General features: G+C 61.1%; 17 protein-coding genes. 10 read left to right on the top strand and 7 right to left on the bottom strand.

Features of this window, described 5'->3' with window-relative positions; genetic code table 11:
- Positions 1-51: 51 nt before the first annotated feature.
- From ispH to flgA, 5 genes are all read right to left on the bottom strand, one after another.
- Positions 52-972: a 4-hydroxy-3-methylbut-2-enyl diphosphate reductase gene (gene ispH / locus INR99_RS08820; protein ID WP_194115973.1), complete on the bottom strand. Its 921-nt coding sequence runs from the start codon at positions 970-972 to the stop codon at positions 52-54.
- Positions 969-1,469 carry a signal peptidase II gene (lspA, locus tag INR99_RS08815; RefSeq protein WP_194115972.1) on the bottom strand — a complete coding sequence of 167 codons (501 nt, stop codon included), beginning with the start codon at positions 1,467-1,469 and terminating at the stop codon, positions 969-971. The genes ispH and lspA overlap by 4 nt, the downstream gene beginning before the upstream one ends.
- A complete protein-coding gene (ileS, locus tag INR99_RS08810; RefSeq protein WP_194115971.1) occupies positions 1,462-4,350 on the bottom strand; it encodes an isoleucine--tRNA ligase in 2,889 nt (962 codons plus the stop codon). The genes lspA and ileS overlap by 8 nt, the downstream gene beginning before the upstream one ends.
- Before the next feature lie 38 nt (positions 4,351-4,388).
- Positions 4,389-5,315 (bottom strand): bifunctional riboflavin kinase/FAD synthetase, encoded by a 927-nt coding sequence (locus tag INR99_RS08805; RefSeq protein ID WP_194115970.1) that lies wholly within the window; start codon positions 5,313-5,315, stop codon positions 4,389-4,391.
- A gap of 87 nt (positions 5,316-5,402) precedes the next feature.
- Positions 5,403-6,092: a flagellar basal body P-ring formation chaperone FlgA gene (gene flgA, locus INR99_RS08800; RefSeq protein ID WP_194115969.1), complete on the bottom strand. Its 690-nt coding sequence runs from the start codon at positions 6,090-6,092 to the stop codon at positions 5,403-5,405.
- Between the two features lie 70 nt (positions 6,093-6,162).
- Here flgA and INR99_RS08795 point away from each other — a divergent pair, with 70 nt between their 5' ends.
- A complete protein-coding gene (locus INR99_RS08795; protein WP_228098178.1) occupies positions 6,163-7,758 on the top strand; it encodes a DNA recombination protein RmuC in 1,596 nt (531 codons plus the stop codon).
- A gap of 171 nt (positions 7,759-7,929) precedes the next feature.
- Here INR99_RS08795 and INR99_RS08790 read toward each other — a convergent pair whose 3' ends face one another.
- On the bottom strand, positions 7,930-8,259 hold the full coding sequence (locus tag INR99_RS08790; protein WP_228098177.1) for a VanZ family protein: 330 nt from the start codon (positions 8,257-8,259) through the stop codon (positions 7,930-7,932).
- Between the two features lie 22 nt (positions 8,260-8,281).
- Positions 8,282-8,938 (bottom strand): Smr/MutS family protein, encoded by a 657-nt coding sequence (locus INR99_RS08785; RefSeq protein ID WP_228098176.1) that lies wholly within the window; start codon positions 8,936-8,938, stop codon positions 8,282-8,284.
- Between the two features lie 107 nt (positions 8,939-9,045).
- Here INR99_RS08785 and tmk point away from each other — a divergent pair, with 107 nt between their 5' ends.
- From tmk to INR99_RS08740, 9 genes are all read left to right on the top strand, one after another.
- Positions 9,046-9,675, top strand: coding sequence for a dTMP kinase (gene tmk, locus INR99_RS08780; RefSeq protein ID WP_194115967.1), 630 nt, complete (start codon positions 9,046-9,048; stop codon positions 9,673-9,675).
- The gene (gene holB / locus INR99_RS08775) at positions 9,672-10,682 is read left to right on the top strand and encodes a DNA polymerase III subunit delta' (RefSeq protein ID WP_194115966.1); all 1,011 of its coding nucleotides are present in this window, start codon (positions 9,672-9,674) and stop codon (positions 10,680-10,682) included. Before tmk ends, holB begins: the two co-directional genes overlap by 4 nt.
- Entirely contained in the window at positions 10,679-11,044 is a 366-nt protein-coding gene (locus tag INR99_RS08770) for a PilZ domain-containing protein (RefSeq protein WP_194115965.1), read from the top strand. The genes holB and INR99_RS08770 overlap by 4 nt, the downstream gene beginning before the upstream one ends.
- 61 nt (positions 11,045-11,105) lie before the next feature.
- Positions 11,106-11,888 carry a TatD family hydrolase gene (locus tag INR99_RS08765; protein WP_194115964.1) on the top strand — a complete coding sequence of 261 codons (783 nt, stop codon included), beginning with the start codon at positions 11,106-11,108 and terminating at the stop codon, positions 11,886-11,888.
- Complete coding sequence (locus tag INR99_RS08760) at positions 11,885-12,667, top strand: MBL fold metallo-hydrolase (protein ID WP_194115963.1); 783 nt, start codon at positions 11,885-11,887, stop codon at positions 12,665-12,667. Before INR99_RS08765 ends, INR99_RS08760 begins: the two co-directional genes overlap by 4 nt.
- 64 nt (positions 12,668-12,731) lie before the next feature.
- Positions 12,732-13,211: a retropepsin-like aspartic protease family protein gene (locus tag INR99_RS08755; RefSeq protein WP_194115962.1), complete on the top strand. Its 480-nt coding sequence runs from the start codon at positions 12,732-12,734 to the stop codon at positions 13,209-13,211.
- 28 nt (positions 13,212-13,239) lie between these two features.
- A complete protein-coding gene (locus tag INR99_RS08750) occupies positions 13,240-13,896 on the top strand; it encodes a hypothetical protein (protein WP_194115961.1) in 657 nt (218 codons plus the stop codon).
- Positions 13,897-13,981: 85 nt separating this feature from the next.
- Positions 13,982-14,359, top strand: a complete 378-nt coding sequence (locus INR99_RS08745; RefSeq protein ID WP_194115960.1) for a DUF2237 family protein — start codon at positions 13,982-13,984, stop codon at positions 14,357-14,359.
- A gap of 5 nt (positions 14,360-14,364) precedes the next feature.
- Positions 14,365-14,655: a hypothetical protein gene (locus INR99_RS08740; protein WP_194115959.1), complete on the top strand. Its 291-nt coding sequence runs from the start codon at positions 14,365-14,367 to the stop codon at positions 14,653-14,655.
- Positions 14,656-14,693: the final 38 nt, after the last annotated feature.

Raw genomic sequence — 14,693 nt, 5'->3', positions numbered from 1 at the left:
ACAGCAGAAAAGAAAAAGGCCACCCCAAGGGTGGCCCGGATGAAGGCTGACTCAGGCCAGACCCTTGGGCAGGCTGAAGACGACGTTTTCCTCTATTCCGTCCATCGGTGCGACACTTCTGGCTCCGTAGGACTGGATGCGTTCCACCACCTGCTGAACCAGAATCTCGGGGGCCGAGGCCCCGGCAGTGATGCCGACGCGAGCTTCAGGCGTGAACCATTCGGCCTTCAGTTCACCGGCATTGTCGACCATATAGGCGGCAATGCCGAGGCTGGCGCCCACTTCGCGCAGCCGGTTGGAATTCGAACTATTGGGTGAGCCAACCACGACCAGTACATCTACATCGCGCGCCAGCTGCTTGACCGCATCCTGGCGGTTTTGCGTGGCGTAGCAGATGTCATCTTTCTTGGGGCCGACAATATCGGGGAAGCGGGCACGCAAGGCATCGACCACCTTCTGTGCATCATCGACCGACAGCGTAGTCTGCGTAACATAGGCCAGCTTGGCATGCCCCTGCACGTCCAGTGATGCAACATCGGCTGCTTCTTCGACCAGGAACATCGGACCATCACCCTGACCCATGGTGCCTTCCACCTCCGGATGGCCCTTGTGGCCGATCATGATGATGGCAAAACCCTGCTGCTGCAGGCGGCGTACTTCGAGATGCACCTTGGTGACCAGCGGGCAGGTCGCATCGAAGACGCTCAGTCCGCGAGCTTCGGCTTCGGACCGTACGGCCTGCGAAACGCCGTGAGCCGAGAAGATCACCGTGTTGCCGGCCGGAACATCGGCCAGATCCTCGATAAAGATTGCCCCCTTGGCTTTCAGATCCTCGATCACGAATTTGTTGTGAACCACTTCATGACGCACATAGATCGGTGCACCGAATTTTTCCAGCGCCTTTTCCACGATGGCAATCGCACGGTCCACGCCGGCACAGAAGCCGCGCGGCTGGGCAAGTATGATGTTCATGCGGCGTGTTCCTTGTTTTTCTGCTTGAAACTGTCCCAGATGATCAGCATGGCACCGCCAACAATCGCGGAGTCTGCCAGATTGAACGCAGGATAGTGGCTGGTACCCAGATAGAAATCGAGAAAATCGATGACATGGCCAAATACGATGCGGTCGATCGCATTACCGATGGCGCCACCCATGATCATCGCCAGCGCCAGCGCAAAGCGTGTTTCCTGCTGATGTTTCTTCAGCAGAAAAATGATGTACGCAGATACTCCGAAGGCCAGCAGCGTGAAGAAGTGGCGCTGCCAGCCGCCGGCATCAGCCAGAAATGAAAAGGCAGCACCGGGGTTGTACGCCAGTGTGAGATTGAAAAACCCGGGTATGACCGGCAAAGTGTCTCCCAGCTTGAAGTAGAGCTCGATACTGTGCTTGGTAATCTGGTCCAGCACCAGTACCAGCAGGGCAATCCCCAGCCAGTGCGGCAGACGGAAGGTAGCCAGACGCTTAAGCATGCCGGCGGTCCTCGCCAGCACCGTGCAGATTGTCGTCGCAGCGAGCACACAGCGTCGGGTGTCCATCTACGGTGCCTACGGTTGGGTGGTAGTGCCAGCAGCGCTCGCACTTCTCATATTCCGACACTTTGACGCTGATGGCCGTTTCGGCGCCTTGCAGCAGTTCGGCCTTCGAGACGATGAGCAGGAATTTCAGCTCGTCGCCAAGGGCTGCCAGAGCCGCATGCGTATCGCCGCTGGCGGTGATGACCACTTCGGCCTGCAGGCTGGAGCCGACCTTGCCCTCCGTTCGCAGCACTTCAATGTCCTTGTGCATTTGCGCCCGCACTTCGCGCGCCAGGGCAAACTGCGCATTCAGCGCGGCCGCATCGGCAACGGCCGGGATGGCGTGCCAGCGGTCGAGGAAGACGCTGTCGTCCGTGCTATTGAGCACTTCCCAGACTTCATGCGCGGTAAACGAGGTGATCGGCGCCAGCAGTCGCACCAGCGCCTGTGTGATGTGCCACAGCACGGTCTGCGCCGAGCGACGGCCGGCGCTGTCTGCGCCCATCGTGTAGAGGCGGTCCTTGATGATGTCCAGATAGAAGGAGCCAAGCTCTTCGGACGCGTAGGCGGTGATGTCCTGCACGGCCACATGGAACTCGTACTTGTCATAGCAGGCCAGTACGCGCTGCTGGAATTCAGCCAGTTGCACCAGCGCATAGCGATCCAGTGTTGTCAGCTGTTCGACGGGCAGGGCATTTTCCGCCTTGAAGTCGGACAGGTTGGCCAGCAGGAAGCGCAGCGTATTGCGGATGCGGCGATAGGAATCCGTGGTGCGCTTGAGGATTTCGTCGGAAATCGACAGCTCGCCCGAGTAATCCGTGCTGGCGGTCCACAGGCGCAGCATATCGGCGCCCATCTGGTTGATGACGGTCTGCGGCGCGATCACATTGCCCTTGGACTTGGACATCTTCATGCCCTTGCCGTCCACCACAAAGCCGTGGGTGAGCAGCTGGTCGTACGGTGCACGCCCTTCGGTTGCGCAAGCCGTCAGCAGCGAGCTCTGGAACCAGCCGCGGTGCTGGTCGGAGCCTTCCAGATACAGGTCGGCCGGCCATTTCAGGCCCGCGCGCGCGCGCAGCACGGCGAAGTGCGTCGAGCCGGAGTCGAACCACACGTCCAGCGTGTCTTTCAGTTTTTCATAGGTCTCGGCCTCTGCACCCAGCAGCTCGCTGGCGTCCAGACTGAACCAGGCTTCGATGCCCTGTTTTTCGATGCGCTGCGCAACCTGCTCCAGCAGCTCGGCGGAGCGCGGGTGCAGCTCGCCGGTTTCCTTGTGCACGAAGAAGGTCATCGGCACGCCCCAGTTGCGCTGGCGCGAAATACACCAGTCCGGGCGATTCTTGATCATGGCTTCCAGGCGTGCGCGGCCCCAGCTCGGGAAAAAGGCGGTGTCGTCGACCGCCTTATTGGCCTTGTCGCGCAACACGCTGCCGTCGTTCCCGGCATGCTCCATGGCAATAAACCACTGGCTGGTGGCGCGGAAGATGATCGGCGTCTTGTGACGCCAGCAGTGAGGGTAGCTGTGCAGCAGCTTCTCGTTCGCCAGCAGATTGCCGTTGGCTTCCAGCACTTCCAGTACCAGCGGGTTGGCTTTCCAGACGGTGAGGCCGGCCAGTTCAACGTTGCCATTCATGGCCGGCGTGTTGCTGATGTAGCGGCCATCGTTGCCAACCGGATTGTCGACCGGCAGCTTGTAGTGCAGACCAACCTGGTAATCCTCGACACCGTGCGCGGGCGCGGTGTGCACGAGGCCGGTACCCGCGTCGGTGGTCACGTGGTCGCCGACAATCACCGGCACCTGGCGATCAAAGAAGGGGTGCTGCAGCTGCAGGCCCTCCAGTGCCGCACCCTTGGCTTGCGCAATCACTTCATTGGCATCCAGGCCATAGCGCTTGATCGCCGCTTCGGCCAGGTCGCGCGCCAGAATCAGCAGGCCCTTCTCGGTGGCGATCAGGTCGTAGGTCAGATCAGCGGACACGCAGACGGCCTGATTGGCGGGCAGCGTCCATGGCGTGGTGGTCCAGATCACGGCAAAGGCCTGCAGATCGCCAACATTAACACCGCCGAAGGCTTTGGACAGGGCTGCAGCATCGATCACGCGGAAACCGACATCGATGGCGGGGGAAGTCTTGTCTTCGTATTCGACTTCCGCTTCGGCCAGCGCCGAGCCGCAATCCACGCACCAGTGCACCGGCTTCTGGCCGCGCGTCATGTAGCCGTTGGCGTTGATCTTGCCCAGCGTGCGCACGATTTCGGCTTCGGTTTTGAAATCCATGGTGCGGTAGGGGTTTTCCCAGTCGCCCCACACGCCCAGGCGGATGAAGTCGACCTTCTGGCGCTCGATCTGCTTCGCGGCATATTCGCGGCACAGTTCGCGGGTGAAGGACGCCGGCAGCTTGGTTTCCTTCTCATCCAGGCCGTTGGCCTTGCGATATTCGACGATGCGCGCGTGGATGTCGGGGTTGTTCTTTACCGCATCCTTGTCGCTTTTGACGATCTTCTCGATCTGGTGTTCGATCGGCAGGCCGTGGCAATCCCAGCCCGGCACATAGGGCGCATCAAAACCAGCCAGAGACTTGGACTTGATGATGATGTCCTTCAGAATCTTGTTGACCGCGTGACCGATATGGATATCGCCGTTGGCATAGGGCGGGCCGTCATGCAGCAGGAATTGCGGGCGGTTTTCCGTGCGGGCCTTTTCGCGCAGCTTATTGTAGAGCTGCTGGTCCTGCCATGCTTTCAGGAAACCGGGCTCGCGCTTGGCCAGATCGCCACGCATCGGAAACGGCGTGTCGAGCAGGTTGACGGGGTACTTGTTGCTGGTTTTGTCGGTCATGGTGGGTCTCGGTCAGAAATTCGGTCAATTAGTTCCGGTCAGAGAGGGCGATTGATGGCAAACCACTGGCGTGCGGCAGCGCAATCTCTGGCGATCTGGGCGGTGAGCGATTCCAGGTCGGGGTATTTTTCTTCGTCGCGCAATTTGTGCAGGAAATCGACCCGCAGGTGGCGACGGTATATGTCTGCATCGAAATCGAACAGATGTACTTCAAGCTTGGGCTTGAGATCGCCGCCACGAATGGTTGGACGAAAACCCAGGCTGGCAACCGCTTGCCTTACGCCACCCAGTCCATGTACTTCCACCACGAAAATGCCGAGCAGGGGCGGGCGGTTGTGCTTGAGCTGGATATTGGCGGTCGGGAAGCCCAGCTGCCGGCCGATGCGATCGCCGCCGACCACTCGGCCGGAGATCGAATAGGCGCGGCCTAGCAGGGCGGCAGCGTGCTCCATTTCACCGTTTGCCAGCGCCGCGCGTACGGCCGTTGAGGAAATGCGTTCATCCTGATGCTGGATCTCGCTAAGTGCCGATACCTGCAGTGCGGGGTGTGCAGCCAGGAGCGCCACATCACCCCGGCGCTGGCGGCCGAAGCGGAAATCGTCGCCGATCAGGATCTGGCGGGCATTCAGTTCACGAACAACCATGTCGTCGCGAAAGGATTCCGCCTCGATGGCGGCAAAGCGTCGGTCAAAGCGCTGGACAATCAGATAGTCGACACCACTTGCCGCCAGTAGCTCGATTTTCTCGCGCAGGCTGGTCAGCCGTGCAGGTGCGGCATCCGGAGTGAAAAGTTCGCGCGGATGGGGTTCGAAAGTCAGTACCGCACAGGCAAGGCCCGCTGTTTCGGCATCGGCGCGCAAACGGCGCAGCAGCGCCTGATGACCAAGATGCAGACCATCAAAATTGCCGATTGCCAGAACACAGGGAGGGAGATGAGCGCTTGCCGCGCCACGAACCACACGCATCAGTGGGTAAGCCGTTGCTGATCAAACCGGCAATTGTAACGGCACATCCGCGCTTTGTCTTGAAACGGGCTGTTAAGCCGCCGCGGCTCAGTGGCCAACTTCGACATCGCCATTGGCGCGGGCAATCCCGCTGATCACATTGCCGCCCGACACCCGCACCCGTACCGGGCTGCCTTCGCTGGCTGCGGCGAGGGCTATGCCATCATTGACCACTTCGATATCGTCCAGCCGATAGATGATGCGCACCTTCTGGTTCTGCTGGATCACCATGGCAGCTCGCAGCATTTCGCGTCGCAGCGGCTGGCCAGCGGGAACCGCGGAATTGAGCGTGCGGCCGATGGCGATTGCCGGGTCCAGAATCACCGAACCTGGCAGATTGGCCAGATCCCCCTGTTGCGGCATCAGATCGTGATCGCTGATGGTCTGGTTGGCGGCCAGCGGGCGGGTGGCCACGTAGTAGGTCGCCGACAGGCTGACCTGAACCGGCACATTCAAGCTCCACGCCGCGCCGCTGGTGCAGCGAACCCGCAGCAGTACATTTCCGATCAGGCGCTGGCCGGAGGGTACGCTGACTTCCATCTGCTGGCAGGCCTCCAGGCGCAGCCGCGAATCCAGCTTGCCGACGCTGTACGAGCTCTGTCCCGGGGCGCGTGCCAGTGCGGCATCCAGCCACTGACTGACTTCACGCAAGACGAGACTCATGTCCTGTCCGGCCGGGGCGGCGGAAGCATAAAGGGCAATCATGGCAAGCAACAGAATGATCAATAGGCGTTTCATGCCGGCGATTATAGGCGGGGCAGCGGGCTTCGCCTACAATCGCCAGCTGGATATATTGCCGGTACTAGCCATGTCGATCGAAATGCTGTTTGCGCTCTCCACCATTGTGGTGCTGATGGCGGGAGCCCTGACCGTATTCAACCTGCAGCAATTGCGGCAGACCCAGAAATCCGTGCTGGAGCAGCTGCTGGCCGAACTGGATCGCCAGCATCGCGAGCTGGGCGACCGTATGGCCGAAGGATTTTCCAGGCAGGGCGAAGCCAGCCATGCGGCACTGGCCCAGCATGGCGCGCTACTGAATGACGCGGTCAACAATTCGGCCGAGCGCCTGCGGGATGGTTTGAACCAATCCTTCGAGCGGCTGCGTGGTGGTGTGGCACAGGAGCTGGGGCAGTCCCGCGAAGCGCTGCAGCGTCTGGCGCAACAGCAGGGTGAGACCATGCGCGCGCTGCAACTGTCACTCACTGCCTCGCAGACTGAATCCCGCGAACTGCAACAGCAACAACTTGCCGCCATGGCCAGCGCGGCACAGACCAGCAGCGAGCAACTGCGCGTGACATTGCTGCAAAGTCTGGGTGAAACGCGTGAGCAGATGCAGCGCCAGCTGGCCGATATTGCCGCCACGATGCAGACCAAGCAGGATGCACTGCGCGAGGATGTGCTGCTCAAGCTCTCGACCATGCTCTCCGAGCAGGCCAAGCGCGAGATGGACATGCTGCAAAGCATGCTGACCACCTCCACGCAGCAGCTCACGGCCAGCGTGAGTGAACTCACCAAGACCGCCGACGGGCGCCTGGCAGAAATTTCCGGCAAGGTGAACGAGCGCCTGGACGAGGGCTTCAAGAAAACCAACGAAACCTTCGCCAATGTGATGGCGCGGCTGGCCACCATCGACGAGGCGCAAAAAAAGATCGACGGTTTGACCACCAATGTGGTCAGCCTGCAGGAGCTGCTGGGCGACAAGCGCAGCCGCGGCGCCTTTGGCGAGGTGCAGCTGGAGCACCTGATCAGCAATGTACTGCCCCAGCAGGTGTACGAACTGCAGGCCTCGCTACCCAACGGCACGCGCGCCGACTGCCTGCTGCGCCTGCCGGAGCCGACCGGCACGGTTGCCGTGGATGCGAAATTTCCGCTGGAAAACTACCACCGCATGTTCGCCGCCGGCGAAGACCGGACCGTCGCGCAGCGCGCCTTCAAGGCCGACGTGAAAAAGCACATCGACGACATCAGCAACAAGTACATCATCCCCAATGTCACGGCCGATGGTGCGGTAATGTTCGTGCCGGCCGAAGCGGTATTCGCCGAAATTCACGCCTACCATCCGGAGCTGGTGCAGTACGCGATGGCCAAGCGCGTGTGGATCGTGTCGCCGACGACGCTGATGGCCGTGCTCAACACCGCGCGTGCGGTGATCAAGGATGTGGAAACACGCAAGCAGGTGCACATCATCCAGGAAGCGCTGGGCAAGCTGTCCGCCGAATTCGGTCGTTTCGACAAACGCATGAAAAAACTCGCCGATCACATCCGCATGGCGCATGACGACGCGCAGGAAGTCAGCATCACCAGCGAGAAAATCTCGAAGCGCTTCAGCGAAATCGAGCAGGTGAAGCTTGAGGATATGTCACCGGTGAAACCGGCCGCACTCATTGAGCCTGCCGCAGGTTGATGTCAGGGTATCGCCTTGTGGCCATTATCGGTGAAGGGCTATGGGGCAATACCCAGGAAAGGCAATGCAATTGTTCCGGCCGGAAAGGACGGTGTATGTCCTGATGCACAATGGTTCAGCTGCGGCGGATGGCTTGCAGTGTGAACCGCCCCGGCTCATTCAGATGGCCGATCAGCCTTTCCGCAGGCGGGCGGCCAGCAGGGCCAGCCCCACTCCCAGCAGCGCACCAGCGCCATTGGCCAGCATGTCAGCCACATCGAAACTGCGATACGGCGTGAGCGCCTGCGCAAATTCGACGGCGACGCCCATCGCTGTGCAAGCGAGCCACACCGGCAAGGGGCGCGGGCAGTTCCACATCGCCAGCAGCGCCAGTCCGCCATAGCCGGCGAAGTGCTGGAGCTTGTCACCGCCGGGGGCGACGGGGCCGGACAGCGGAATCAGCGACCCGATCCAGATCGCCAGCCCCCACAGGCTGAGCGAAGCTCGGCGGGCGAGGGTCATGGCGCGCGAAGGCTGAGGGGCATCAGCGCTCATGGTTGCCCTTGATCAGCACCAGCACCGCGCCGCTACCGCCGTCGAACGGACGCGCCTGGCAGAAGGCCAGTACTTCGTCGCGTTGCGCCAGCCAGTTTTTCAGTTTCAGTTTCAGCACCGGCTCTTTGTTCTTCGAGCCCAGGCCCTTGCCGTGCACGATGCGCACGCAGCGGCGGTTTTCCACACGGCAGCGGTGCAGGAATTCACCAACGACCGGGCGCGCGTATTCGCTGGTCAGCCCGTGCAGGTCCAGCTCACCCTGTACAACCCATTCGCCGCGTCGCAGTTTTTTCAGTGAGTCGGGGCGCACGCCGGGGCGCAGATAAAGCAGCTCTTCGCCACTTTCCAGTTCGTCCCACGGCCAGAAATCGGTCATGGCGTCGCGCATCACTCGCGCTTCGTCTCGCCAGCGCTGGACCGGATGGGGTGACGGGTATTTGGCCGGGTGCTCAAAGTAATCGTTTTTATGGGGCAATACCCCCTGCATTGCCTCAAGGAATAGCTCACGATCGCTCTTGGGAGGCGGTGGCGGTTCGCGATAGGCGGCAAGCCTGGCCTCCAGCGTTTCGCGCTGATGGCTGCGCATCGCCCGGGCCAGTGGCTTGAGGGCATCGGTAAACGGAGAGGTTTTGCTGGGCTTGGCCATGGTGCGGCGAGTCTAAAGTGCGCGCATCACACAGGCAAGGCTTGTACGCGGCAAGGGCGACTGTGCGACAATCGCAGTTTGTTTGCCATTATTCCGGACCTGATTGCATGCAGCGTGGCCGTTTTATTTCCGTCGAGGGTGTCGATGGTGCCGGCAAGAGCACCCATCTGGCCTGGCTGGCTGAGCACCTGACCGCCGCCGGAGTGCAGCTCTTGCAAACGCGCGAGCCCGGCGGCACGCCGCTGGGTGAAGCACTGCGCGGCTTGCTCCTGAACGAGGCCATGTCGCTCGACACCGAAACACTGCTGATGTTTGCCGCGCGCAGCGAGCACCTGCAGCAGGTGATCCGTCCGGCGCTGGCTCGCGGGCAGTGGGTGCTGTGCGATCGCTTTTCCGATGCGACCTTCGCTTATCAGGGCGGCGGGCGCGGACTTGATCTGCAACGCTTTGCCATGCTGGAAAACTGGGTGCAGGGCAGTGGCAAGGAGCGCATCGAGCCCGAATTGACCTTACTGTTCGATGTGCCGCTGGAAGTCAGTCAGGCCCGCATGGCCAATGGCCGTGTGCTGGACCGCTTCGAGCGCGAGGCGCTGGATTTCCATGCCCGCGTGCGGGAGGCCTATCTGGCCCGTGCCGCTGCGGCGCCACAGCGCATTCGCGTGATCAACGCCAATCGCCCGCTGGACGTCATCCAATCCGAACTGGCCGAATTGTTTGCCGGGCTGGGGTGGGCATGAACGCGCTCTATCCCTGGCAAAAGAAGGACTGGCAGGCGCTGCTGCGCGAGCGTGAACGCCTGCCGCATGCGCTGCTGCTGACCGGCCCTGCCGGCATCGGCAAACTGCGCTTTGCCGAGCGGCTGGCACAATGGCTGTTGTGCGAAAACCCGGCCGGCAATGAGCCCTGCGGCGAATGCGAAGGCTGCCGCTGGTTTGCCGCGGGCAATCACCCCGACTACCGCCTGCTCAGTCCGGCCGAGGCCGAAGAAGACGAAGACGGCAAGACCAAGAACAAGCAGCCGGTGATCAAGGTCGATGCCATCCGCGAGCTGGAAGACTTCGTCAATCTGACGTCGCACCGCCGCGGCGTGCGCGTCACCGTCGTGGCGCCGGCCGAGACAATGAATGTGGCCGCGGCCAACGCCTTTCTGAAAACACTGGAAGAGCCGCCAGCCGGCGCGGTCTTCATTCTGGTTGCCCATCATTGGCGACGCCTGTTGCCGACGATCCGCAGCCGCTGCCGCCAGTTTCCGTTGTCGCAGCCGGATCGTCATCTGGCTAGCAGCTGGCTGGAAGAGCACAAGGTTGTCAATCCGCAGCTGCATCTGGCCCACAGTGGCGGTGCGCCACTGGCGGCGCTGGACGATGCCAGTGCCGAGTGGCTGCCCAAGCGGCATGAACTGCTCGAACACCTGGCCAACCCGGCCGCACTGGATGTGATTGCGGTGGCGCAGGGACTGGAAAAGAGCAAGCTGGATGTCGAACTGGTCGTGGATTGGCTACAGAAATGGGGGCATGATCTCGTCAGCTTGGGGCTGGGCGGGACTATCCGCTATTATCCGGACTGGAAAGACGATCTGCAGCGCCTGTCAGTGCGCGCCGTGGCCTTGCTGGACTGGCAGAAAACCCTGCTGTCCGCGCGCAAGTCGGCGCATCATCCGCTGAATGCGCGGCTCGTTTATGAAACATTGCTGTTTGCCTACCTGGATGCATTGCGCAACAAGCGCAGCGAGAGTCGAGCATGAGTGAACCGAATCGTCAGCCAGTTACCCGCCCGGGCGTGCTGTCGCTGAACATCAAGGAAAAAGCGGCGCTGTATGCGTCCTACATGCCCTTTATCAAGGGGGGCGGCATTTTCATCCCCACCAACAAGAGCTACAACCTCGGTGACGAGGTGTTCATGCTGTTGTCGCTGCTGGATGATCCGGCGCGGATCGCCGTATCGGGCCATGTGGTATGGATTACCCCACAAGGCGCGCACAACAATCACCAGCAGGGGATCGGCGTGCAGTTTTCCAACAACGAAGCCGGCGTACAGGCGCGTGTGAAAATCGAAAATCTGCTTGGCGGCTATCTCAATTCCGGGCGCACCACGCATACAATGTGAGGCAGCGCCTTACCCCGACCATCAGGCCGCCGACTGCGGCCTTTTTTACTGACTGGCATCCATGTTTGTTGATTCTCACTGTCATCTGAATTTCCCCGAGCTGGTGCAGAACCTGCCGCAGCATCTCGCCGACATGCAGGCTGCGCAGGTCAGTCATGCGCTGTGCGTTTCGGTAAACCTGCCGGAATACCCCCAAGTGCTCGCGCTGGCTGAAGCCCATCCGCAGTTCTTTGCGTCCGTCGGTGTCCATCCGGATTACGAGGACACCCCCGAACCAACCGTCGCACAACTGGTGCAGGAAGCGCGCCATCCCCGTGTCGTAGCCATTGGCGAGACCGGACTGGATTACTACCGGCTGGAAGGCCGCAGCATTGCTGACATGGAATGGCAACGCGAGCGCTTTCGCGTGCACATCCGCGCCGCCCGCGAAACCGGCCTGCCGCTGATTATCCACACCCGCTCGGCCAGCGACGATACGCTGCGGCTGATGCGCGAAGAGGGCGCCTGTGCGGCGGGCGGGGTGATGCACTGCTTTACCGAATCGATCGCGGTGGCGGACGCCGCGATGGAGCAGGGTTTTTATATTTCGCTCTCCGGTATCGTCACCTTCAAAAAGGCGCTGGAGTTGCAGGAGGTGGCACGTCATGTGCCGCTGGAGCGGCTACTGATCGAAACCGATAGCCCCTATCTGGCCCCGGTGCCGCATCGCGGCAAGCTCAACCGTCCGGCCTGGGTGCGACACGTCGGCGAATTCATTGCCGAACTGAAGGGGGTCAGTGTCGAGGAAGTCGCGCAGGCAACCACGGCCAACTTCTTCCGGCTCTTTGCCAAGGCGGCCGCGTGAGCCGGACTGGCGCAGTCGATGTATTGCTGCTTGGTGTCGGCTCCAGCGGCGGCACTCCGGCACTCGGCTGCCGCTGCCCGACTTGCAGCTCGTCGGATCCGCGCAATGTGCGTACCCGTGCCTCGGCGGTATTGCGCGCCAACGGCAAGACCTTCCTGATCGACACCGGCCCGGACCTTAGACAGCAGTGCTTACGCGAGCAACTGCTGCATGTTGATGCTGTGCTTTACACGCATCCGCATTCCGACCACCTCAACGGCATCGACGATCTGCGTGCGTTCTGCTGGCTGCAGAAAACGGCCTTGCCGGTGTATGGCAATGCACTGATGCTCAGCCACATCCGCGAGCGCTTTCCCTATACGCTGCTGCAGCCGAATACTTCGTGGGACAAACCGGTGCTGCTGCTGCATGAAGTGCACGACCAGCCGTTTGAGCTGGGTGGTGTCACCGTGCAACCCATTCCGCTGCAGCACGGCACCTGGCCGATCCTGGGCTGGCGCATCGGTAACGTGGCCTACCTGACCGATGTGTCCGCCATCCCCGACACCAGCCTGCCACTGCTGCAGGGGCTGGACATCCTGATGCTGGATTGCCTGCGCGAAACCGGCCACCCCACGCATCTGTCGCGCCAGCAGGCAGTGGACTGGGCGCAACGCATTGCGGCGAAACAGACCGTGATGATCCACATGACCCATGAACTGGAATACCATGCGCTGAACGCCATCCTGCCGGACGGAATGGTCTGCGCTTACGATGGCATGCGCCTGTCCAGCATTTGATCAGGTATGGCTTTGAAACCATCCATTCATCCTATCCAGCGATAGATACATTGTGGTGTATACGATGCTGCGCTCCACTCCGGCTCTGATTTTGCTGTGGCTGTCCGTTCTGGGGGGCGGTTACTGGCTGTTTTCCGGCCTTCTGGCCGAACGGCAGGCACCCGCCGTCCGGATTGCCGGCGACGGCAGCCTGACCATCCCGCGCTCGGCCGATGGCCACTATCGCAGCAGCGGCAGCATCGCGGGCCAGCGTGTGCTGTTCATGCTCGATACCGGCGCAACGTCCGTCACTATCGATCAGGCACTGGCCGAACGTCTCGGCCTGCCCCGCGGCACACGCGTCACCACGCAAACTGCCAATGGCAGTGTCGAGGGCTACGAAACCGTGTTGCCGGAGCTGGATCTGCCGCCATTCCGGCTGGAGCAGGTGCGTGCGATCGTCGTGCCACACCTTGGCGACGAATTGCTGCTGGGCATGAATGTACTGAACCGCTTCGATATTCTGCTGCGCGATGGTGCCATGGTGCTGGAGCAGCGCAAATGAAGGTGGCCTTGCTGATGATGGGGCGAACATGAGCAACTCGGATCAACCTGCCCATCAAACCGTTTTCGGCTACATGCTGGAGCACTATCAGCCAATGGTTCTCCCTTTGCTGTCCATTACTGCGGGGGCGCTTGGCCATGCCGCGGGACTGGCCTACCTGCTTCTGATCGGTTTTTTATATCCGGTATGGGCGGCCATGCAACAGCAGAAATGGGAAGAGCAGGGCATCGTGATACGACATGCCGTTCGTGTGCGCTTCAAATCCGAGTGGCGTGGCATTCCGGTCGAGGACGACGGCACGGTATTGCGGGATGTGCTGTTCCTGCAGCCCGCGGAAATGCAGCAAAAGTTCAGTCTGATGGCCGCCGTGAGACTGATGTTTTCCACGTGGATTGTCATGTTCGCCCTTTATCAGCTCTGGCAGGGCACCCAGAACCGTGCCGGCGGAATACTACCCCCTGGCAGCCTAGCCTGGTGGGGCATCGGCCTGCTTGTGCTGGCCTATGCACTGCAGCGCCTCTGCTATCACTGGAAACTGCTGCAAATCGTGCGCAACCGGCAATGGATCGAGCATGAAGCTGACGTCGATGGGCGGTCCGCGATTCATGTCAGTGCAGCGGTACCGGGCAAACGGCCGCGCGCCATCCGACCCTTGCTGCTTACGCTGATGGGTGAATCGGCTTGATTCGTTTTTCAGGGTATATGGCTAAATCCCTTTTAAATTGCAGCCTGTAGCAGTATACCCATATTTGTATTTGCCGGAGCGCCACATGCAATCGACCAATGTTCTCGGCCAGCCGCTGCAAGCCTGCAGCCACGATCCGCTTACCGGCTATCTGCGCGATGGCTGCTGTCACAGTCTGAGCGACGATCCTGGCCAGCACACCATGTGTGTGCAGGTCAGTGCCGCTTTTCTCGCTTTTTCACGCCAACGCGGTAATGATCTTTCTACCCCGCGCCCTGAATACGGGTTCCCGGGACTCAAGCCGGGCGATCGCTGGTGCCTGTGTGCGCTGCGCTGGGTCGAGGCGCTGCAGGCCGGGGTTGCGCCACCACTGTATCTTGCCGCGTCGGATGAGCAGGTGCTGGACTATGTCTCGCTGGAAACGCTGGTCGAGTACGCCATCGACCGCCCTGCTGCCGGCTGAGCAACATGTTCGCCGGCGGAATCCTTTACTGGCTCTGCATCACGGTCACTGTGCTGGCGGCACTGTTCATTGCGTTGAACTGGATCATGCTGCTGGCATTCATTTTGCGCCGGGATAAGGGGACATTTTCATTTGCGCCACCATTTCTTTGTGGCGTGGCTGGTGCCGGTGCCAGCCTGTGGGTCTGGCCGGAACAGGCTGTCTGGATTGCGGTGGTGTTTCTCTTGCTAGACCCGAGCATCGCACTGACACTGGCTTGGCTTGCCATAAAGCGATGGTTCAAGCGGCCGAATTAGTTTTCGCCGGACAAGCAAACAAAAACCCCGCATGTGCG

The sequence above is a fragment of the Chitinilyticum piscinae genome (assembly GCF_015223195.1).
In the GTDB taxonomy this organism is placed as follows: Bacteria; Pseudomonadota; Gammaproteobacteria; order Burkholderiales; family Chitinibacteraceae; genus Chitinilyticum; species Chitinilyticum piscinae.
This window is presented reverse-complemented; position numbering and strand designations above follow the sequence as displayed.

Coding starts and splice junctions, on each gene's coding strand:
- ispH (WP_194115973.1), bottom strand. CDS start 972: ATGAACATCATACTTGCCCAGCCGCGCGGCTTCTGTGCCGGCGTGGAC.
- lspA (WP_194115972.1), bottom strand. CDS start 1,469: ATGCTTAAGCGTCTGGCTACCTTCCGTCTGCCGCACTGGCTGGGGATT.
- ileS (WP_194115971.1), bottom strand. CDS start 4,350: ATGACCGACAAAACCAGCAACAAGTACCCCGTCAACCTGCTCGACACG.
- INR99_RS08805 (WP_194115970.1), bottom strand. CDS start 5,315: ATGCGTGTGGTTCGTGGCGCGGCAAGCGCTCATCTCCCTCCCTGTGTT.
- flgA (WP_194115969.1), bottom strand. CDS start 6,092: ATGAAACGCCTATTGATCATTCTGTTGCTTGCCATGATTGCCCTTTAT.
- INR99_RS08795 (WP_228098178.1), top strand. CDS start 6,163: ATGTCGATCGAAATGCTGTTTGCGCTCTCCACCATTGTGGTGCTGATG.
- INR99_RS08790 (WP_228098177.1), bottom strand. CDS start 8,259: ATGACCCTCGCCCGCCGAGCTTCGCTCAGCCTGTGGGGGCTGGCGATC.
- INR99_RS08785 (WP_228098176.1), bottom strand. CDS start 8,938: ATGGCCAAGCCCAGCAAAACCTCTCCGTTTACCGATGCCCTCAAGCCA.
- tmk (WP_194115967.1), top strand. CDS start 9,046: ATGCAGCGTGGCCGTTTTATTTCCGTCGAGGGTGTCGATGGTGCCGGC.
- holB (WP_194115966.1), top strand. CDS start 9,672: ATGAACGCGCTCTATCCCTGGCAAAAGAAGGACTGGCAGGCGCTGCTG.
- INR99_RS08770 (WP_194115965.1), top strand. CDS start 10,679: ATGAGTGAACCGAATCGTCAGCCAGTTACCCGCCCGGGCGTGCTGTCG.
- INR99_RS08765 (WP_194115964.1), top strand. CDS start 11,106: ATGTTTGTTGATTCTCACTGTCATCTGAATTTCCCCGAGCTGGTGCAG.
- INR99_RS08755 (WP_194115962.1), top strand. CDS start 12,732: ATGCTGCGCTCCACTCCGGCTCTGATTTTGCTGTGGCTGTCCGTTCTG.
- INR99_RS08750 (WP_194115961.1), top strand. CDS start 13,240: ATGAGCAACTCGGATCAACCTGCCCATCAAACCGTTTTCGGCTACATG.
- INR99_RS08745 (WP_194115960.1), top strand. CDS start 13,982: ATGCAATCGACCAATGTTCTCGGCCAGCCGCTGCAAGCCTGCAGCCAC.
- INR99_RS08740 (WP_194115959.1), top strand. CDS start 14,365: ATGTTCGCCGGCGGAATCCTTTACTGGCTCTGCATCACGGTCACTGTG.